This is a genomic window from Pseudomonas sp. UME65, assembly GCF_014170225.1.
GTDB classification, from domain to species: Bacteria; Pseudomonadota; Gammaproteobacteria; order Pseudomonadales; family Pseudomonadaceae; genus Aquipseudomonas; species Aquipseudomonas protegens.
In genome coordinates this window covers 171,903-190,195 of sequence record NZ_LZZQ01000013.1, presented here as the reverse complement: position 1 = coordinate 190,195, position 18,293 = coordinate 171,903, and the positions used below count along the sequence as shown (strand labels likewise).

Annotated in this window: 18 protein-coding genes; 9 read left to right on the top strand and 9 right to left on the bottom strand. The window is 62.6% G+C overall.

Annotated features, from left to right (window positions below; genetic code table 11):
- Positions 1-58: 58 nt before the first annotated feature.
- The gene (locus A9971_RS15650; RefSeq protein ID WP_011059238.1) at positions 59-775 is read right to left on the bottom strand and encodes an SIMPL domain-containing protein; all 717 of its coding nucleotides are present in this window, start codon (positions 773-775) and stop codon (positions 59-61) included.
- A 229-nt stretch (positions 776-1,004) separates the two neighbouring features.
- Between A9971_RS15650 and A9971_RS15645 the strand changes: the two genes are divergently transcribed.
- The 3 genes from A9971_RS15645 to A9971_RS15635 all read left to right on the top strand — a co-directional run bounded on the left by A9971_RS15645 (position 1,005) and on the right by A9971_RS15635 (position 4,646).
- Entirely contained in the window at positions 1,005-2,267 is a 1,263-nt protein-coding gene (locus A9971_RS15645) for an ATP-binding protein (RefSeq protein ID WP_015634149.1), read from the top strand.
- Positions 2,260-2,820, top strand: a complete 561-nt coding sequence (locus tag A9971_RS15640) for a response regulator transcription factor (RefSeq protein WP_011059240.1) — start codon at positions 2,260-2,262, stop codon at positions 2,818-2,820. The genes A9971_RS15645 and A9971_RS15640 overlap by 8 nt, the downstream gene beginning before the upstream one ends.
- 98 nt (positions 2,821-2,918) lie before the next feature.
- Positions 2,919-4,646, top strand: a complete 1,728-nt coding sequence (locus A9971_RS15635) for an ABC transporter ATP-binding protein/permease (RefSeq protein ID WP_183001337.1) — start codon at positions 2,919-2,921, stop codon at positions 4,644-4,646.
- 97 nt (positions 4,647-4,743) lie between these two features.
- Here the strand turns inward: A9971_RS15635 and A9971_RS15630 are convergent, their stop codons facing one another.
- On the bottom strand, positions 4,744-4,935 hold the full coding sequence (locus tag A9971_RS15630) for a hypothetical protein (protein WP_011059242.1): 192 nt from the start codon (positions 4,933-4,935) through the stop codon (positions 4,744-4,746).
- A 13-nt stretch (positions 4,936-4,948) separates the two neighbouring features.
- Positions 4,949-6,589 carry a phospholipase gene (locus tag A9971_RS15625; protein WP_123577444.1) on the bottom strand — a complete coding sequence of 547 codons (1,641 nt, stop codon included), beginning with the start codon at positions 6,587-6,589 and terminating at the stop codon, positions 4,949-4,951.
- A gap of 259 nt (positions 6,590-6,848) precedes the next feature.
- Between A9971_RS15625 and A9971_RS15620 the strand changes: the two genes are divergently transcribed.
- Positions 6,849-7,790 carry an AEC family transporter gene (locus tag A9971_RS15620; RefSeq protein WP_011059244.1) on the top strand — a complete coding sequence of 314 codons (942 nt, stop codon included), beginning with the start codon at positions 6,849-6,851 and terminating at the stop codon, positions 7,788-7,790.
- 54 nt (positions 7,791-7,844) lie between these two features.
- On the opposite strand, the gene A9971_RS15615 is transcribed toward A9971_RS15620, so the two are convergent.
- The 6 genes from A9971_RS15615 to gatC all read right to left on the bottom strand — a co-directional run bounded on the left by A9971_RS15615 (position 7,845) and on the right by gatC (position 13,110).
- Positions 7,845-8,225, bottom strand: coding sequence for a carboxymuconolactone decarboxylase family protein (locus tag A9971_RS15615; RefSeq protein WP_011059245.1), 381 nt, complete (start codon positions 8,223-8,225; stop codon positions 7,845-7,847).
- On the bottom strand, positions 8,222-9,286 hold the full coding sequence (locus A9971_RS15610; protein ID WP_026020272.1) for a calcium/sodium antiporter: 1,065 nt from the start codon (positions 9,284-9,286) through the stop codon (positions 8,222-8,224). Before A9971_RS15610 ends, A9971_RS15615 begins: the two co-directional genes overlap by 4 nt.
- 50 nt (positions 9,287-9,336) lie before the next feature.
- Positions 9,337-9,711, bottom strand: coding sequence for a septal ring lytic transglycosylase RlpA family protein (locus tag A9971_RS15605; protein WP_011059247.1), 375 nt, complete (start codon positions 9,709-9,711; stop codon positions 9,337-9,339).
- 187 nt (positions 9,712-9,898) lie between these two features.
- Positions 9,899-11,344 (bottom strand): Asp-tRNA(Asn)/Glu-tRNA(Gln) amidotransferase subunit GatB, encoded by a 1,446-nt coding sequence (gatB, locus tag A9971_RS15600; protein ID WP_011059248.1) that lies wholly within the window; start codon positions 11,342-11,344, stop codon positions 9,899-9,901.
- A 10-nt stretch (positions 11,345-11,354) separates the two neighbouring features.
- The gene (gatA, locus tag A9971_RS15595) at positions 11,355-12,806 is read right to left on the bottom strand and encodes an Asp-tRNA(Asn)/Glu-tRNA(Gln) amidotransferase subunit GatA (RefSeq protein WP_053149031.1); all 1,452 of its coding nucleotides are present in this window, start codon (positions 12,804-12,806) and stop codon (positions 11,355-11,357) included.
- A 16-nt stretch (positions 12,807-12,822) separates the two neighbouring features.
- Positions 12,823-13,110 (bottom strand): Asp-tRNA(Asn)/Glu-tRNA(Gln) amidotransferase subunit GatC, encoded by a 288-nt coding sequence (gene gatC / locus A9971_RS15590; RefSeq protein WP_011059250.1) that lies wholly within the window; start codon positions 13,108-13,110, stop codon positions 12,823-12,825.
- Positions 13,111-13,321: 211 nt separating this feature from the next.
- On the opposite strand from gatC, the gene mreB reads away from it, so the two are divergent.
- The 5 genes from mreB (at position 13,322) to rng (ending at position 18,253) form a co-directional block, all read left to right on the top strand.
- Entirely contained in the window at positions 13,322-14,359 is a 1,038-nt protein-coding gene (mreB, locus tag A9971_RS15585) for a rod shape-determining protein MreB (protein ID WP_002555108.1), read from the top strand.
- A gap of 142 nt (positions 14,360-14,501) precedes the next feature.
- The gene (mreC, locus tag A9971_RS15580) at positions 14,502-15,599 is read left to right on the top strand and encodes a rod shape-determining protein MreC (RefSeq protein WP_072443017.1); all 1,098 of its coding nucleotides are present in this window, start codon (positions 14,502-14,504) and stop codon (positions 15,597-15,599) included.
- Positions 15,599-16,090, top strand: a complete 492-nt coding sequence (gene mreD, locus A9971_RS15575) for a rod shape-determining protein MreD (protein WP_011059252.1) — start codon at positions 15,599-15,601, stop codon at positions 16,088-16,090. The genes mreC and mreD overlap by 1 nt, the downstream gene beginning before the upstream one ends.
- A gap of 43 nt (positions 16,091-16,133) precedes the next feature.
- Positions 16,134-16,739 carry a nucleoside triphosphate pyrophosphatase gene (locus A9971_RS15570; RefSeq protein WP_011059253.1) on the top strand — a complete coding sequence of 202 codons (606 nt, stop codon included), beginning with the start codon at positions 16,134-16,136 and terminating at the stop codon, positions 16,737-16,739.
- Positions 16,740-16,795: 56 nt separating this feature from the next.
- Positions 16,796-18,253: a ribonuclease G gene (gene rng, locus A9971_RS15565; protein WP_011059254.1), complete on the top strand. Its 1,458-nt coding sequence runs from the start codon at positions 16,796-16,798 to the stop codon at positions 18,251-18,253.
- Positions 18,254-18,293: the final 40 nt, after the last annotated feature.

Genomic DNA, 18,293 nt, shown 5'->3' with positions numbered 1-18,293 from the left:
AAAACGGCGATAACCTTGATGCCGAAGGTTATCGCCGTTGGAAGACGCAGGGAAAAGGTCAGGGCATCAGCACTTCGATGGCGCCGTCGGCGGTCATGCTGACCTGGCTGGTGCCGGCCTCGACTTCTGGTGTCACTGGGGCCGAATCCATGCTGGCGGCCTTCATCATCATCGGCGCGCGCATGTAAGGCTGTGGATAACCATTGCTGTTGAGGTTCAGGTTGACGATCTTGTAGCCCTTGCCGCCCAGAGCCTCGGTGGCCAGTTGCGCACGGGCCTTGAAGGCCTTGACCGCATCCTTGAGCAACGCGTCTTCGCTGGCCTTGCGGGTCGGGTCGGCGATGGCGAAGTCCATGCCACCCATCTTCAGGTCGCCCAGCAGTTCACCGGTGAGCTTGGACAGCGCGGCGAAGTCGGAGCTTTCCAGGCGCAGTTCGGCGCGCTCACGCCAGCCTGTGATCTTCTGGCCCTTGCCGTCGTAGATCGGGTAGCTGTTGCGGCTGCCCTGGCGCAGGGTCACGTCCTTGACCTGGCGCGCCTGGTCCAGGGCCTTGTTCATGGTGGTGGTGATTTCTGCGGCGAGCTTGGCCGGGTCGGTGTTCTGCGATTCGCTGTAGAGGGTCACGATCATCAGATCCCGAGCCACTTCCTGGCTGACTTCGGCGCGCAGGGAAATCTGGTTGTAGTGCAGTTCATCGGCGGCCAGGGCGGGCAGGCTGGTGAGGGTGCCGGCGCTGAGAGCGAGAAGGGCGACGCTGCGACTGAAATGCTGCATGAAAACTCCTTGAGTGCGGTCCGCAGGATAAGGTCAGAGCCTGGGTGAAACCTTCAGACTGTGGTTTTTATTCCTCGTTGCGGCCAATTACAACTTTGATACACATGATCGCCATGGATCGTCCGCGGCCGCTCAAGGCAGTGTGGCGCTTTGCCGCAGTTTTGCCTGTGCCAGGGGCTGCTTGGTTATACTCCCGGCGATTGCCCTGGAGCGCTCATCAGGAGAGCTCATGCTCGCCCCCGTAAAATTGCTGTCCGCAACCCGTCAGAACCTCTGGCGCCTGACCTTTATCCGTACCCTGGTGCTGGCCGCTCAGGCCGGTTCGGTGGGGCTCGCCTACTGGCTGGACCTGCTGCCGCTGCCCTGGTTGCAACTGGGCGTGACCCTGATGTTTTCCATGGTGTTGTGCGCTTTCACCGCGATCCGCCTGCGCACCTCGTGGCCGGTGACGGAGCTGGAATACGCCCTGCAACTGGCCTGTGACCTGTTTATCCACAGTGTCCTGCTGTACTTCTCCGGTGGTTCCACCAACCCCTTCGTCTCCTATTACCTGGTGCCCCTGACCATTGCCGCGGTGACCTTGCCGTGGCGCTACTCGGTGGTCCTGTCGGGTATCGCCCTGACGCTCTATACCCTGTTGCTGGCGCGTTTCTACCCGTTGCAGACCTTCCCCATCGCCCGGGAGAACCTCCAGGTCTACGGCATGTGGCTGAGCTTTGCCCTGGCTGCGGCGGTGATCACCTTCTTCGCTGCACGCATGGCAGAAGAGCTGCGCCGCCAGGAAGAACTGCGGGCGATCCGGCGCGAAGAGGGGCTGCGCGACCAGCAATTGCTGGCAGTGGCGACCCAGGCCGCCGGCGCCGCCCATGAATTGGGCACGCCCCTGGCGACCATGAGCGTGCTGCTCAAGGAAATGCGCCAGGACCATTCCGACCCGCTGCTGCAGGATGATCTCGGCGTGCTTCAGGACCAGGTCAAGCTGTGCAAGGAAACCCTGCAGCAACTGGTGCGCGCGGCCGAGGCCAATCGCCGCCTGGCGGTGGACATGCAGGAAGTCACCCAGTGGCTGGACGAAGCCTTGAACCGTTGGCACCTGATGCGCCCGGAAGCCAGCTACCGTTTCCATCTGTTGGGCGAGGGGCCGGTGCCGCGCCTGGCGCCGCCGCCGGACCTGACCCAGGCCCTGCTCAACCTGCTGAACAATGCCGCCGATGCCTGCCCCGAAGGCCTGGAAGTACGCCTGGACTGGGACGCGGAAAACCTCACCATCAGTATTCGTGACCACGGTGCCGGAGTACCCTTGGCCATCGCCGAACAGATCGGCAAACCGTTTTTTACCACCAAGGGCAAAGGCTTCGGCCTGGGCCTGTTTTTGAGCAAGGCCAGCGTGACCCGCGCTGGAGGCTCAGTGAAACTCTACAGTCATGAGGAAGGCGGAACGCTCACCGAGCTGCGCCTGCCCCGTGCCGCCCGAGGAGACGACCATGAGTGAAGAGATCCAAGTCGAAGGCGAGGAACTGCCGCACCTGTTGCTGGTGGATGATGACGCCACCTTTACCCGCGTGATGGCCCGAGCCATGAGCCGCCGCGGTTTTCGCGTGAGCACCGCCGGTTCCGCCGAGGAGGGCCTGGTCATTGCCCAGCAGGACCTGCCGGACTACGCCGCGCTGGACTTGAAGATGGATGGCGACTCCGGGCTGGTGCTGTTGCCCAAGCTGCTGGAGCTGGACCCGGAGATGCGGGTGCTGATTCTCACCGGCTATTCGAGCATCGCCACCGCGGTGGAAGCGATCAAGCGTGGCGCCTGCAACTACTTGTGCAAGCCGGCGGATGCCGACGATGTACTGGCCGCGCTGCTCTCCGAACACGCCGATCTCGACACCCTGGTGCCGGAAAACCCGATGTCGGTGGACCGCTTGCAGTGGGAACACATCCAGCGCGTGCTGACCGAACACGAAGGCAACATCTCCGCCACTGCTCGGGCCCTGGGCATGCACCGCCGTACCTTGCAGCGCAAATTGCAGAAGCGTCCCGTGCGTCGCTGAACCGCGACTGAACGAATGTCCGCTGGACGTCGTGAAAAAGCGAGCCGATCTACTATGATCGGCTCAACGCTTGCCTTTCTTCCTATCGAGCCTCAACGATGAATCAGAACGCTGAATACTCCGCGGTCAACGATGCCGTGCGCGGGCAATTCTTTCGCCGGGTCTGGGCCATGATCACGCCCTACTGGCGCAGTGAGGAAAAGGGCAAGGCCTGGCTGTTGCTGGTTGCAGTGATCGGCCTGTCGCTGTTCAGCGTGGCCATCTCGGTGTGGATCAACAGCTGGTACAAGGACTTTTACAACGCCTTGCAGAAAAAGGATGAAGCGGCGTTCTGGCACTTGATCCTGTATTTCTGCGGGATTGCTGCGGTGGCGATCCTGGGGGCGGTGTACCGCCTGTACCTGACCCAGATGCTGACCATCCGCTGGCGGGCCTGGCTTACCGAGAAGCATTTTGCCCGCTGGCTGGGCCACAAGAACTATTACCAGCTGGAGCAGGGCGGCTACACCGACAACCCGGACCAGCGGATTTCCGAAGACCTCAACAGCTTTACCAGCAATACGCTGTCCCTGGGCCTGGGGCTGATCCGCAACATTGTCAGCCTGGTGTCCTTCTCGATCATCCTGTGGGGGGTATCCGGCAGTATAGAGGTGTTCGGCTACACCATTCCCGGCTACATGTTCTGGTGCGCGCTGGTTTACGCCGCTGTCGGCAGCTGGCTGACCCACTTGATCGGGCGCCGCCTGATCGGCCTCAACAACCAGCAACAGCGCTTCGAAGCCGACCTGCGTTTTTCCATGGTGCGGGTACGGGAGAATGCCGAAAGCATTGCCCTGTATGACGGCGAGAAAAACGAGAACCAGCGTCTGAGCAGCCGTTTTGGCAAGGTCTGGCACAATTTCTGGGACATCATGAAGGTCTCCAAGCGCCTGACCTTCTTCACCGCCGGGTATGGCCAGATTGCGATCATTTTCCCCTTTATCGTGGCAGCCCCGCGGTACTTTTCCGGCAAGATCGAGCTGGGTGAGCTGATGCAGATCAACTCGGCATTCGGGAACGTTCAGGAGAACTTCAGTTGGTTCATCAGTGCGTATTCGGACCTGGCGGCCTGGCGTGCCACCTGTGATCGTTTGCTGAGTTTCCGCCAGGCCATGAGTGATAACGAAGAACGGACCCCGGCCATCGACGTGCAGCATCAGGGCGAACAATTGCGCGTACGTGACTTGGGCCTGGACCTGGCCGATGGCCGGCATCTGCTGGCTGGCGCTGAAATGACCGTGAACCCAGGTGAGCGGCTCATGCTCAGCGGCCGTTCCGGTAGCGGCAAGAGTACCTTGCTGCGGGCCATGGGCCGGCTGTGGCCGGCCGGGCACGGGAGCATCCTGCTGCCGAACCAGCGTTCCCTGTTCCTGCCGCAAAAGCCCTATCTGCCCATTGGCAGCCTGCGCGAAGCCTTGAGTTATCCACAATCTGGCGACAGCTACCCCCAGGAGCGTTATGCCCAGGTCCTGGAAACCTGCCGCTTGCCCCATCTGGTGGCGCGGCTGGACGAGAGCAATCACTGGCAGCGCATGTTGTCACCGGGCGAGCAGCAGCGCCTGGCCTTTGCCCGGGCCCTGCTCTATGCACCGCAGTGGCTGTACATGGATGAAGCCACCTCGGCCATGGACGAAGAGGACGAAGCCACCTTGTATCAGGCGCTGATCGATCAGTTGCCGGGCCTGAGCATTGTCAGCGTCGGCCATCGCAGCAGCCTCAAGCGCTTCCATCCACGGCTCGTTCGTATCGAGCAGGGGCATCTGCAAGAGCAGACTCTCACGGCCTGACGGAGGGCCGAGCGCTAGCCTTAAGCCCAGCGCCCTTGCACCGCCGGTGCAAGGGCGCTGGGCCGTTTCGCGAGCGAGCCGTTCCTACAGGCCGCGATCAGGCCTGATGCAGGATCGAACGGTCCACACGTACGGCCAACTGGCCGCTGCCCGGCTTCGCGTTGAAGGCCACGTTGCCATGTTCATCCACGCTGGCTCGTGCGATCGGGGCGCCGTTGAGCAGCAGCTCCAGTGGTGCATCCTTGAGAGACTGGCCGGAGGCCAGTTGCAGTTTCAGGTTGATAGCCATGGTGATCTCCTTATCAGGCGTTGCTGTCGATGAAGTGGCTGGCGTTCTTGTCGATGGAGCCGACCAGCTCCGGTGAACCACCACGGAACTGGCGGAACACATTGCGCCCGGTGGCGCTGCTGTTGCTGGTACCGGCCGGAATGCTCAGGGTTGGCTGGAAGCTGTCGCTCAGTTCCACATAGGCCGACCAGGGGCCGATGTAGGACTCGTTCAACCCGTTGGTTTCGCTGAGGGCGTAGCGCACCGCGTGGCCTGGCAGCCAGTTGGGTTCGCTGGGGCTGTGGCTCTGCCAGCCATCGGCGAGGATCACCGGAACCGCGCTGGGGGTTTCCAGGTAGCCGGCCGGCTTGTTCGGGCTGTAGTTCTGCAGCAGCAGGTAGGTGCTCCAGCCCCACCAGTTGTCGATGGTCTTGCTGTCATTGAGGTTGTTGACGTCGCTGCGGCGCAGGACCTTGTCGCCACTCATCACGAACAGTGGCGAGAAGTTGCCGGTTTTCGCGGCATTCAGGTCCGGCAGGGTTTTCAGGGCTGCGTAGCTGGCGGGTGCGGGGAGGTTGCCGCTGAGGTAGCTGGCGAAGATTTCGTCTGCCGAACTCTGCACAGCCATCTTCACTTGCTGGCGATTGCGATGGTCGACGCTGTCGAAGTAGCGCTTGTCGCCATAGGCGTGCCAGCGATCGCCCTGGGCGTTGCTGACATTCAGGCCGAACTTGCTGTCCTCGTCATGCATGAAGCGGGTAATCAGCGAACCCAGGTCGCTGGGGGTGACGACCGCCGCCACCTGTTTGCGCGGCACCCGTACGTGGCCGGAGGAAAACAGATCGGTGAGGAAATGGTCGGCGAAGGCGTTCATTGCGTAAGCCAGTTCCAGTTGCTTGTCGTCCGCGCTCTTGCCCGCCAGTACCGCTTGCTGCAGCGCTGCGGTATGGCCTGCGGTGTAGGCAGCCAGGGCCCACTCGCCGAAGTGATCGGCGTTGTTGGCCGCCAGCTTCAGGTAGCGCCCCAGGGGGAACAGGGCGGATACCACGCTGCCGCCCCCGGTTATCTTGTTCCACTCCTCGGACAGGGTGTCGCCCAGGGCGTCATAGGCTTCATGGGGCTGCTTGCCGTCGCGGATCGCCTGGTTGGCGGCGACGATTTCCTTTTGCATCACCGCAAGGATCTGCCGGGCTTCGTCTTTCGCCGCCGGCAGTACCGCAAGGGAGTTGAACGCCGCGATAAAGCGCTGTACTCGATCACTGGGGGTTGCGCCTTCGCAGATCGGCTGCTCGGGAATGCCATAGAAGTCGCCTCCCAGGGCCACCACCTGGCCGTAGGTCAGCGCCAGGCCGTTAGGCAGGTGCAGTTCGACCTGCCACGCCGGGATGGCCGGTGCATCCTTGGCGAAGCGCAGCAGGGTGCTGTCGCCGATGGCTGTGTGTTCGCCGCCCTCGAAACGCAGCTGTGGCTGGCCCTTGGTGGTTTTTTGTGCAGAACGAGGCAGGTCTTCCGGGCGGTGGTACTTGATGGTGTGGTGGCCATCGGCGACCAGTACCAGGGTGTCGCCATCGCCGGAAATGGCGATGCCTTGTTCACTGAACAGGCGGTCCAGGTCGGCGACGATCTTGCCCGCGTGTTGTGGCTGTTGCTGCTTCTGTGCAGAGAGTCCTGACATTTCTAGCTCCTTGATATGTCATGGGGATATTTCCTTATTTAACTGTATGCATATACAGTTAAATCGAGCATAGAGGAAAACGTTTTCCCGTCAAGAAGCGAATGCACCGCTGCAGCATTTTTTCTTTCGCCCCGCAATGGAGCCGCAGGCTGGGTACTGCGTGGGGCAGGCAGATCCCATGGAAGCGAGGCTCCAGACGCCAGCGTGCGGATTGAATTATCATTAGCGCCCTAACGACAGGCTCAAGGTCCACCCGCCCATGCTGGCTATTTTTCTCGAAACCCTGACGATCACGGCGCCGGTCTTTGCCATGTTGCTGCTCGGCCTGTTGCTCAAGCGGGTGGAATGGATCGACGACAACTTCATTCATACGGCCTCGGCCCTGGTGTTCAACGTCACCATGCCGGCGCTGCTGTTTCTCGGCATTGTCCATGCCGACCTGCATTCATCGTTGAAACCCGGGGTGCTGATCTATTTCTCCTTGGCCACCCTGGCGTGCTTTGGGCTGGCCTGGGGCTGGGCGATCTGGCGTTGCCCCAAGGCCGACCGCGGGATCTATACCCAGGGCGCGTTTCGCGGCAATAACGCGATCATCGGCCTGGCCCTGGCTGCCAGCATGTACGGCGATTACGGCATTTCCCTGGGCGCAGTGCTCGCAGCCCTGGTGATCCTGTTCTACAACACCCTCTCGACCATCGTCCTGGCGGTCTACAGCCCGGTGATCAAGTCCGATCCCTGGAGCATCTTCAAGAGCGTTGTCAGCAACCCGCTGATTGTCAGTGTGCTGGTGGCTGCACCGTTCGCCTACTGGCAGATCGGCATTCCCAACTGGCTGGAAACTTCGGGGCGCTACCTGGCGCAGATGACCCTGCCCCTGGCGCTGATCTGCATTGGCGGCACCTTGTCCCTGGCAGCCTTGCGCAACAGCGGCGAGCTGGCGATGAGCTCCAGTTTGCTGAAGATGGTCAGCCTGCCGGCCCTGGCGACCCTGGGGGCCTGGCTGTGCGGGTTTCGCGGGGCGGAGTTGGGGATCCTGTTCCTGTACTTTGGCAGCCCCACCGCGGCGGCCAGTTTTGTCATGGCCCGGGCGGCCAATGGCAACCACGAACTGGCGGCGGCGATCATCGTCATCACCACGGTGATGGCGGCGGTGACCACCAATATCGGGATTTTCCTGTTGCAGTGGGGTGGGTGGATCTAGGTTTTGCCGCGAGCCGGCTCCTGCACGGCTATTGCGTAGGAGCCGGCAGCAGGTTCACTGCGGTTGCTGATAGGTGTCTATCACTTCCTGGGCCGCGCGAAACGCATCGATGGCCGCCGGCACTCCGGCATACACCGCGCAATGCAGCAGCGCTTCACGAATCTCTTCGACACTGCAGCCGTTGTTCAGTGCGCCGCGCACGTGGCCCTTGAGTTCCTGTGGGCACTTGAGTGCGGTCAGGGTCGCCAGGGTGATCAGGCTGCGGGTCTTGAGCGGCAGGCCCTCACGGTTCCATACACCGCCCCAGGCATGCTCGTTGACGAAGTCCTGCAAGGGCTGGGTGAATTCGGTGGCGTTGCCCAGGGCGCGATCGACGAACGCATCGCCCATGACCTGGCGACGCATCTGCAACCCGCTTTTCTTGTTCTCGCTCATGGTGCTTCCTTCTTGTGTTGGCGGCGCCAGGCTCGCAGCGAACTGAACAGCAGGAACGCCACCAGCGCTGGCAGGACGAAAAACAGCATCAGGTGTTCCAGCTTGCCGGCCAGAGGCATGCCGGTGGTGAAGGACACCACATGCAGCCCGTAAGCCAGGTACAAGCCCAGAAACAGCAGGCCTTCGGCCCGGGTCACGCGGTATCCGGAATAGAACACCGGCAGGCACAGCACGGCCACGCCGAGCATGACCGGCAGGTCGAAGTCCAGGGCATTGGGCGAGACCGAAAGAGGTGTCGGTGCCACCAGGGCGGTGAAGCCCAGCACTCCCAGCAGGTTGAACAGGTTGCTGCCGATGATGTTGCCCACGGCAATCTCGCGCTGGCCGCGCAGGGCCGCCAGCAGCGAAGTGGCGAGTTGGGGCAGGGAGGTGCTGACGGCGATCACGGTCAGGCCCATGACCCGCTCGGAAAGCCCCAGGTCGTCGGCCACGGAGACGGCGGCGCCCAGCAGCAAGTGCCCGGCGAAGACCAGCAGGCCGAGGCCGAGCAGGACCATCAGCAGGCTGCTGATGCGCGGTGCCCAACTGCGCTGGCCGGCCGGTGCGGGTGAGTGGGGGCGGTGCGAATGGCGGGACTGGCGCAACAGCAGGCCCAGGTACAGCACCAGGGCTGCCAGCAGGATCAGGCCGTCGCTGGGGCTGAGTTGTTCGTTGTAGGCCAGCACGAACACCAGCAGGCTGGCGCCGATCATCAGCGGGATGTCCAGGCGCACCAGTTGCCGCGAGACCCGCAGCGGGATGATCAGCGCGGACAGGCCGAGGGTCACCAGGATGTTGAAAATGCTGCTGCCGATCACGCTGCCCACGGCAATGTCGGTGTTGTCGGCCAGGGTCGCCTGCAGGCTGATGGCCATTTGTGGCGCGCTGCTGCTGAAGGCGACGATGCTCAGGCCAATGATCAGTGGGCGCATGTGCAGGCGTGCAGCCAGGCGGATGGCCGCGCGCACCAGCAGTTCGGCGCCGGCGATCAGCATCACCAGGCCGCTGATGAGCTGGATCAGGCTGAGCAGGGGCAGTTCGGCAAAAGCGGTAATGGCGTGGGCTCCCGGGGTCAGTCGCTGAGGGCTTGGACGCGGACTTTGGCAGTTCCGCTGCGTAGCATGTCCAGTTGTTGGGCGGCGGCGCGGGACAGGTCGATCAGGCGGCCTCGGGTGTGCGGGCCTCGGTCGTTGATACGTACCACGACGCTCTTGTCGTTGCCCAGGTTGGTGACCTGTACCCGGGTGCCGAATGGCAGTTCGCGGTGGGCGGCGGTCAGGCCGTTCTGGTCGAAGGGCTCGCCACTGGCAGTGCGATTGCCGTGGTGCCGAGCGCCGTAATAGGAGGCGGTGCCGGTTGCGTCATAACCTCGGGGGTCGATGACGTGGCTGGTGGCGCAGCCGGTGAGCAGAGCGAGCAGGGCGCTAGTGGCAACCAGACGCTTCATTCGGGAGCTCCGATGGTTGATGTGGCGAGGGAGCGTACTCCCGCTGGTCTGTCTGGCAGACCGCAAGCCGACGGCGATGTTCCTTGCTGGAGCGGCGCCGGCCGGTTTGCAGTCGCTGTCGGACCGAGCGGGAGCACGCTCCCTCGTCACGCGCAAGCGGCCGGGGCCGCTTGCGGTTAAACCGCGATCAGCCCTCGAGCTTGCTCTTCAGCAGCTCGTTGACCTGTTGCGGGTTGGCCTTGCCTTTGGATGCTTTCATCGCCTGGCCGACGAAGAAGCCGAACATCTTGCCGCGCTTGGCCTCATCGGCGGCACGGTACTGTTCGACCTGTTCGGCGTTGGCTGCGAGCATCTCATCGAGCACCGCAGAGATCGCGCCGCTGTCGGTGACTTGCTTGAGGCCACGCTTGTCGATGATCTCGTCGGCATTGCCCTCGCCATTGGCCATGGCTTCGAACACGGTCTTGGCGATCTTGCCGGAGATGGTGTTGTCCTTGATCCGCAACAGCATGCCGCCCAGTTGTTCGGCCGAGACCGGGGCTTCGTCGATTTCCAGGCCCTGCTTGTTCAGCAGGCTGCCCAGCTCGACCATGACCCAGTTGGCGGCGAGCTTGGCGTCACCGGCGATGCTGGCGACCTTCTCGAAGTAGTCCGCCTGCTCACGGCTGGTGGCCAGGACGCTGGCGTCGTAGACCGACAGGCCGAACTGCTCCTGGAAGCGCTCGCGTTTCTGCGGTGGCAGTTCCGGCAGGGTGGCACGTACCTGGTCGAGGAAGGAATCCTCGATGACCACGGGCAGCAGGTCCGGATCGGGGAAGTAACGGTAGTCGTTGGCTTCTTCCTTGCTGCGCATCGGACGGGTTTCGTCCTTGTTCGGGTCGTACAGGCGGGTCTGCTGGATCACCTTGCCACCGTCCTCGATCAGCTCGATCTGGCGCCGGATCTCGGAGTTGATGGCCTTCTCGATGAAGCGGAACGAGTTGACGTTCTTGATCTCGCAGCGGGTGCCGAACTCGACCTGGCCCTTGGGACGGATCGAGACGTTGCAGTCGCAACGCAGGGAGCCCTCGGCCATGTTGCCGTCGCAGATCCCCAGGTAGCGCACCAGGGCGTGGATCGACTTGACGTAGGCCACGGCCTCCTTGGCGCTGCGCATGTCAGGCTCGGAAACGATTTCCAGCAGCGGCGTGCCGGCACGGTTCAGGTCGATGCCGGTGGCGCCGTTGAATTCTTCGTGCAGGCTCTTGCCGGCGTCTTCTTCCAGGTGCGCGCGGGTGATGCCGACGCGTTTCATGGTGCCGTCTTCCAGGGGGATGTCCAGGTGGCCCTTGCCGACAATAGGCAGTTCCATCTGGCTGATCTGGTAGCCCTTGGGCAGGTCCGGGTAAAAGTAGTTCTTGCGGGCAAACACGTTGTGCTGGCCGATCTCGGCGTCAACCGCGAGGCCGAACATCACCGCCATGCGCACCGCTTCCTGGTTCAGCACTGGCAGTACGCCGGGCATGCCCAGGTCGATCAGGCTGGCCTGGGTGTTGGGCTCGGCACCGAAGGCGGTGGAGCTACCGGAGAAAATCTTCGATTGAGTGGTGAGCTGGGTATGAATCTCCAGCCCGATCACGACTTCCCATTGCATGTGTGTCTCCTCAGAAGCCGGTTGGGGTGCGGGTGTGCCAGTCAGTGTTCAACTGATACTGGTGCGCAACGTTGAGCAAGCGGCCTTCCTGGAAATACGGAGCGAGCAGTTGCACGCCGACCGGCAAGCCGTCGACGAAGCCGGCCGGCATCGACAGGCCCGGCAGGCCCGCGAGGTTGGCGGTGATGGTGTAGACGTCTTCCAGGTATGCAGCGACCGGGTCGCTGCTCTTGGCGCCGAGCTTCCAGGCCGGGTTGGGCGTGGTCGGGCCGAGGATGATGTCGACTTCGTTGAACGCGCTCATGAAGTCGTTCTTCACCAGGCGACGGATTTTCTGCGCCTTGAGGTAGTAGGCATCGTAGTAGCCGGCGGACAGTGCGTAGGCACCGACCATGATCCGGCGCTGCACTTCGCTGCCGAAGCCTTCGCCGCGGGAGCGCTTGTACAGGTCTTCCAGGTTTTCCGGGTTCTCGCAACGGTAGCCGAAGCGCACGCCGTCGAACCGCGACAGGTTGGAAGAGGCTTCCGCCGGGGCGATCACGTAGTACGCGGGGATGGCGTGCTGCATGTTCGGCAGGCTGATTTCCTTGATCACCGCACCGAGCTTTTCCAGCTCCTTGATGCTGTTGTGGATCAGCTCGGCGATGCGCGGGTCCAGGCCGGCGCTGAAGTATTCCTTCGGCACGCCGATGCGCAGGCCCTGCAGCGAGCCGTTGAGGCCGGCGCTGTAGTCCGGCACCGGTTCATCGATGCTGGTGGAGTCGTTCGGGTCGAAGCCGGCCATGCCTTGCAGCAGGATCGCGCAGTCTTCGGCGGTGCGCGCCAGTGGGCCGCCCTGATCGAGGCTGGAAGCGTAGGCGATCATGCCCCAACGGGAAACGCGACCGTAGGTCGGCTTCAGGCCGGTGAGGTTGGTGAAGGCGGCGGGCTGGCGGATCGAGCCGCCGGTGTCGGTGGCCGTGGCGGCTGGCAGCAGGCGCGCAGCGACCGCCGCAGCGGAACCACCGGACGAACCGCCGGGTACGTGTTCCAGGTTCCACGGGTTTTTCACCGCGCCGTACCAGCTCGACTCGTTGGCCGAGCCCATGGCGAATTCGTCCATGTTGGTCTTGCCCAGGGTCACGGCCCCGGCAGCGGCCAGCTTGGCGACCACGGTGGCGTCGTAGGGCGCCTTGAAGTTGTCGAGCATCTTCGAGCCGCAGCTGGTGCGGATGCCCTGGGTGCAGAACAGATCCTTGTGGGCGATCGGCGCGCCCAGCAGGGCACCGCTCTCACCATTGGCGCGACGCTCGTCGGCGGCCTTGGCCTGGGACAGTGCCAGGTCCTGGGTGAGGCTGATGAAGCTGTTGATCTGCGGATCCAGCTGGGCGATGCGCGCCAGCAGGGTCTGGGTCAGTTCTACAGAGGAGAATTTCTTGTCGGCGAGGCCGCGGGCGATCTCGGCCAGAGTCATGTGATGCATTGCAGGCTCTTTCCCTTTAGTCGATGACTTTCGGAACCAGGTACAGGCCGCTTTCGACCGCTGGTGCGATGGACTGATAGGCCTCGCGATGATTGGACTCGGTCACAACGTCTGCGCGCAGGCGCTGGCTGGCTTCCAGGGGGTGGGCCAGGGGCTCGATACCGTCGGTATCGACTGCCTGCATTTCATCCACCAGCCCGAGAATGCTGTTCAGGGCGGAGGTGATGTGTGGAAGATCGCCTTCATTGAGCTTGATGCTGGCCAAATGAGCGATTTTTTCCACGTCGGAGCGTTCAAGCGCCATGGGATTCTCCAGTGGAAAACAAAAACGGATTTCGTCCGCGTGTTAGATTGTCGGAACACTACCGCATTTCTACGGTCTTATGGCCGCGATTGTGGGGGTTGGTGCACAGAAAAGCGGCCAATTTAACATATTGGCGCCTTGCCCAAAATCCCTGTCGTTGTTAGAGTTTGCCGCACTTTTTTACCCACGCGTTGCCTAGGGTCCCTTTCCCATGTTCAAGAAACTGCGTGGCATGTTTTCCAGCGATCTTTCCATTGACCTGGGCACTGCCAACACCCTTATTTACGTGCGCGAGCGCGGTATTGTCCTGAATGAACCATCGGTTGTGGCCATTCGGACCCACGGTAATCAGAAAAGTGTTGTCGCGGTTGGTACTGAGGCCAAGCGCATGCTCGGTCGTACCCCGGGCAACATCGCAGCCATTCGTCCGATGAAAGACGGCGTGATCGCCGACTTCAGCGTTTGCGAAAAGATGCTGCAGTACTTCATCAACAAGGTTCACGAAAACAGCTTTCTGCAGCCCAGCCCACGTGTGCTGATCTGCGTTCCATGCAAGTCCACCCAGGTTGAGCGTCGCGCCATCCGTGAATCGGCCCTTGGCGCCGGTGCCCGTGAAGTGTTCCTGATCGAAGAGCCGATGGCCGCTGCGATCGGTGCCGGCCTGCCGGTTGAAGAGGCCCGCGGTTCGATGGTCGTGGACATCGGTGGTGGTACCACTGAAATCGCCCTGATCTCCCTGAACGGTGTGGTCTACGCCGAATCCGTACGGGTTGGCGGCGACCGTTTCGACGAAGCGATCATCACCTACGTGCGTCGCAACTACGGCAGCCTGATCGGTGAATCCACCGCCGAGCGCATCAAGCAGGAAATCGGCACCGCCTACCCGGGCGGCGAAGTGCGTGAAGTCGACGTCCGCGGCCGTAACCTGGCCGAAGGCGTGCCGCGTGCCTTCACCTTGAACTCCAATGAAGTGCTGGAGGCTCTGCAAGAGTCTCTGGCAACCATCGTTCAGGCGGTGAAAAGCGCCCTGGAGCAATCGCCTCCGGAACTGGCTTCGGACATCGCCGAGCGCGGCCTGGTGCTGACCGGTGGTGGCGCGCTGCTGCGTGATCTGGACAAGCTGCTGGCCCAGGAAACCGGCCTGCCGGTGATCGTTGCCGAAGACCCGCTGACCTGTGTCGCTCGCGGCGGTGGCCGTGCATTGGAAATGATGGACAAACACACCATGGACCTGCTCTCCAGCGAATAACTTCGCCGGTTGCATCTATGCTGTTGCGCTCACAGGCAGCACTTTGCAGTGCTGCCTGTGGCGTTTATCTTCTGTCAATCTGCATCCAGGCCGGTTTGATGCCGTATGAATAAACACAACATTTGCCTGGGAGGAGCGGCCTATTAAACCGCTTTTCGCCAAAGGCCCCTCATTAGGCGTGCGCCTCCTGGTGCTGGTCGTTCTCTCGGTCGCACTGATGGTGGTCGATGCCCGCTTCACACTGCTCAAGCCAGTGCGTAGCCAAATGTCGCTGGTGTTGATGCAGTCCTACTGGATCACCGACCTGCCGCAGCGGCTATGGCAAGGCGTGGCCAGTCAGTTCGGCAGCCGTACCGAACTGGTCGCTGAAAACGAAAAACTCAAGACCGAAAACCTGCTGCTGCAGGGGCGCATGCAAAAGCTCGCGGCCCTCACCGAGCAGAACGTGCGCCTGCGCGAGTTGCTCAATTCCTCGGCGCTGGTCAACGAGAAGGTTGAAGTGGCCGAGTTGATCGGCATGGACCCGAACCCCTTTACCCACCGCATCATCATCAACAAGGGTGAGCGCGATGGCGTGTTCCTCGGCCAGCCGGTGCTCGATGCCCGTGGCCTGATGGGCCAGGTGGTGGAGTTGATGCCCTACACCTCCCGCGTACTGCTGCTCACTGACACCACCCACAGCATTCCGGTGCAGGTCAACCGCAACGGCCTGCGCGCCATCGCCAGCGGCACCGGCAATCCGGAGCGCCTGGAGTTGCGCCATGTGGCCGACACCGCGGATATAAAGGAAGGCGATCTGTTGGTCAGCTCCGGTCTGGGCCAGCGTTTCCCCGCCGGCTACCCGGTGGCCACGGTCAAGGAAGTGATCCACGACTCCGGCCAGCCGTTCGCCATTGTGCGGGCGGTACCCACCGCTGCGCTGAATCGCAGCCGCTACCTGCTGCTGGTATTCAGCGATCCGCGTACCGCCGAAGAGCGTGCCAACGACGCCGCCCAGGCCCAGGAAGCCCAGGACCAGCAGGGCGCCGGCGCCGCGCCAGTGGTCCCGGCCACCGTGCCCAAGCCGGCCGCGGCGGCAAACGCCGGGGCTGCGCCCGCCACTGCGACTCCTGCTGCGCCGGCGACCCCGGCCAAACCCGCGGCTCACGCTCCGGCCAAGCCGGTCCATAAACCTGTGGTGAAACCGGCCGCTGCCAAACCACCGGCAGCAGCACCGGCTACCACCGGAGGAAGAGAATAATGGCGGGTAGCACCTATTCGCGAAATGGCTGGATCGTCTGGTTGACCTTCCTTATCGGGCTGCTGCTGAGCGTCTCGCCCCTGCCGCAGTTCATGGAGATCCTGCGTCCGCTGTGGCTGGCGCTGTTGCTGGCGTTCTGGGCCCTGGCCCTGCCGCACAAGGTCGGCATGGTCACTGCCTGGTGCCTGGGGCTGGCAGAGGATGTGCTCTATGGCACGCTGCTGGGGCAGAATGCCCTGATCCTGACGCTGATCACCTTCCTTGTACTGTCTCTGCAACAGCGCCTGCGGATGTTCCCGATGTGGCAGCAGAGCCTGGTGATCCTGGTGATCTTCGGCCTGGCGCAGTTGGTGCAACTCTGGCTCAGCGCCCTGACCGGCAACCGCCAGCCGACCCTGGCCCTGGTGCTGCCGGCCCTGGTCAGTGCCTTGTTGTGGCCCTGGGTCAGCTTCGGCCTGCGCGGCTTGCGTCGACGTTTCAAAATCAATTAATTCGGTCAGGCATTGGCCCGCACCTCGACAGGGAGATGTCTTGATGAATCCGCTTTACCTCGCTTCCGGTTCGCCTCGTCGGCGTGAGTTGCTGACGCAGATCGGCGTGCCGTTCACCGCCATCAGTGCGGACATCGATGAAACCCCGCTGGCCGATGAGTCACCTGCCGCCTACGTCGAGCGCCTGGCCCGAGGCAAGGCTGCGGCGGGGCGCGGGCTGATCACCAGCAGTGAATCCCAGGCCCCGGCCTGTGTGCTGGGGGCCGACACCGCGGTAGTGCTCGATGGGCGGATTCTCGGCAAACCGCTGGATCAGGCTGATGCGTTGCAGATGCTCATGGCGCTTTCGGGGCGTGAGCATGAAGTGTTCACCGCCATTGCCCTGCTTGACGGTGAACGCTGCGAGTCGCGAGTGGTGCGCAGCCTGGTACGTTTTCGCCCGATCTCGCCTGCAGAGGCCGCGCTCTACTGGGCCAGCGGCGAGCCCTGCGACAAAGCCGGTGGCTATGCTATCCAGGGACTGGCAGCGGTGTTTGTCGCCGGCCTCAATGGCAGTTATTCCGCGGTGGTCGGCTTGCCGGTGTGCGAAACCGCAGAACTGCTCGGGCATTTCGGCATACCCTGTTGGCAAAACCTTCCAGTGCGCTAAAGCGCCGTACCCGATTGCTGCGGCCCTCTATGAACACGCCTGAACGAGACACTGCCATGAGTGAAGAGATTCTGATCAACATCACGCCGATGGAATCACGCGTGGCGGTGGTCGAAAACGGAGTGCTGCAAGAGGTTCACGTCGAGCGCACCCAGCGCCGGGGGATCGTCGGCAACATCTACAAGGGCAAGGTGGTGCGGGTCTTGCCGGGCATGCAGGCGGCCTTCGTCGACATCGGCCTGGACCGGGCGGCGTTTATCCACGCCTCGGAAATTTCCACCCGCGAAGGCACTGCGGTAGAGAGCATCAGCGCTCTGGTGCACGAAGGGCAGAGCCTGGTGGTGCAAGTCACCAAGGACCCCATCGGTTCCAAGGGCGCGCGCCTGACCACTCAGTTGTCGATCCCTTCCCGCTATCTGGTGTACATGCCGCGTACCGCCCATGTCGGTATCTCGCTGAAGATCGAGGACGAAGCCGAGCGTGAGCGCCTGAAGCAGGTCGTCAGTGATTGCGTGGCCCAGGAAGGCATCAAGGAGGCCGGTGGTTTTATCCTGCGCACCGCCGCCGAAGGCGCCGGGGCCGATGAGATCATGATGGACATCCGTTACCTGCGCCGGCTCTGGGACCAGATCGGCGCGCAGATCAAGACCATCGGCGCGCCCAATGTGATCTACGAGGACCTGGGCCTGGCTCTGCGCACCCTGCGCGACCTGGTGAGCCCGAAGATCGAGAAGATCCGCATCGACTCCCGGGAAACCTTCCAGAAGACCACGGTGTTCGTGGCCGAGCTGATGCCGGAAATCGCCGATCGCCTGGAGCACTACCCCGGCGAGAGGCCGATCTTCGATCTATACGGCGTCGAGGACGAAATCCAGAAAGCCCTGGAGCGCAAGGTGCCGCTCAAGTCCGGAGGCTACCTGGTGGTAGACCCGGCGGAAGCCATGACCACCATCGACGTCAACACCGGGGCCTTCGTCGGTCATCGCAACCTTGAGGAAACCATCTTCAAGACCAACCTCGAGGCGGCCACCGCCATTGCCCGGCAACTGCGCCTGCGCAACCTGGGCGGGATCATCATCATCGACTTCATCGACATGGAAGATGAAGAGCACCAGCGCCAGGTATTGCGCACCCTGGAAAAGCAGCTGGAGCGTGACCACGCCAAGACCAACATCATCGGCATCACCGAGCTGGGCCTGGTGCAGATGACTCGCAAGCGCACCCGCGAAAGCCTGGAGCAAGTGCTGTGCGAGCCTTGCAGCAGTTGCCAGGGGCGGGGCAAGTTGAAAACCCCGGAAACCGTCTGTTACGAAATATTCCGAGAAATCCTCCGCGAGGCCCGGGCTTATCAGGCAGAAGGGTATCGGGTGCTGGCCAATCAGAAGGTGGTCGACCGGCTGCTGGACGAAGAGTCGGGCAACGTGGCGGAGCTGGAGGGTTTTATCGGCCGGACCATCAGGTTCCAGGTCGAAACCATGTATTCCCAGGAACAATACGACGTGGTGCTGCTCTGATTCCGCGTGTTCTACATCCGTGGAAATGGCTGGCTTCAGC

Bases quoted from the DNA above. Each gene is read 5' to 3' on its own strand.
- A9971_RS15645 (WP_015634149.1), top strand. From the start codon at position 1,005: ATGCTCGCCCCCGTAAAATTGCTGTCCGCAACCCGTCAGAACCTCTGG.
- rng (WP_011059254.1), top strand. From the start codon at position 16,796: ATGAGTGAAGAGATTCTGATCAACATCACGCCGATGGAATCACGCGTG.
- A9971_RS15630 (WP_011059242.1), bottom strand. From the start codon at position 4,935: ATGGCTATCAACCTGAAACTGCAACTGGCCTCCGGCCAGTCTCTCAAG.
- A9971_RS15620 (WP_011059244.1), top strand. From the start codon at position 6,849: ATGCTGGCTATTTTTCTCGAAACCCTGACGATCACGGCGCCGGTCTTT.
- A9971_RS15625 (WP_123577444.1), bottom strand. From the start codon at position 6,589: ATGTCAGGACTCTCTGCACAGAAGCAGCAACAGCCACAACACGCGGGC.
- gatB (WP_011059248.1), bottom strand. From the start codon at position 11,344: ATGCAATGGGAAGTCGTGATCGGGCTGGAGATTCATACCCAGCTCACC.
- A9971_RS15605 (WP_011059247.1), bottom strand. From the start codon at position 9,711: ATGAAGCGTCTGGTTGCCACTAGCGCCCTGCTCGCTCTGCTCACCGGC.
- A9971_RS15635 (WP_183001337.1), top strand. From the start codon at position 2,919: ATGAATCAGAACGCTGAATACTCCGCGGTCAACGATGCCGTGCGCGGG.
- mreB (WP_002555108.1), top strand. From the start codon at position 13,322: ATGTTCAAGAAACTGCGTGGCATGTTTTCCAGCGATCTTTCCATTGAC.
- gatC (WP_011059250.1), bottom strand. From the start codon at position 13,110: ATGGCGCTTGAACGCTCCGACGTGGAAAAAATCGCTCATTTGGCCAGC.
- A9971_RS15640 (WP_011059240.1), top strand. From the start codon at position 2,260: ATGAGTGAAGAGATCCAAGTCGAAGGCGAGGAACTGCCGCACCTGTTG.
- A9971_RS15650 (WP_011059238.1), bottom strand. From the start codon at position 775: ATGCAGCATTTCAGTCGCAGCGTCGCCCTTCTCGCTCTCAGCGCCGGC.
- A9971_RS15570 (WP_011059253.1), top strand. From the start codon at position 16,134: ATGAATCCGCTTTACCTCGCTTCCGGTTCGCCTCGTCGGCGTGAGTTG.
- gatA (WP_053149031.1), bottom strand. From the start codon at position 12,806: ATGCATCACATGACTCTGGCCGAGATCGCCCGCGGCCTCGCCGACAAG.
- mreD (WP_011059252.1), top strand. From the start codon at position 15,599: ATGGCGGGTAGCACCTATTCGCGAAATGGCTGGATCGTCTGGTTGACC.
- A9971_RS15615 (WP_011059245.1), bottom strand. From the start codon at position 8,225: ATGAGCGAGAACAAGAAAAGCGGGTTGCAGATGCGTCGCCAGGTCATG.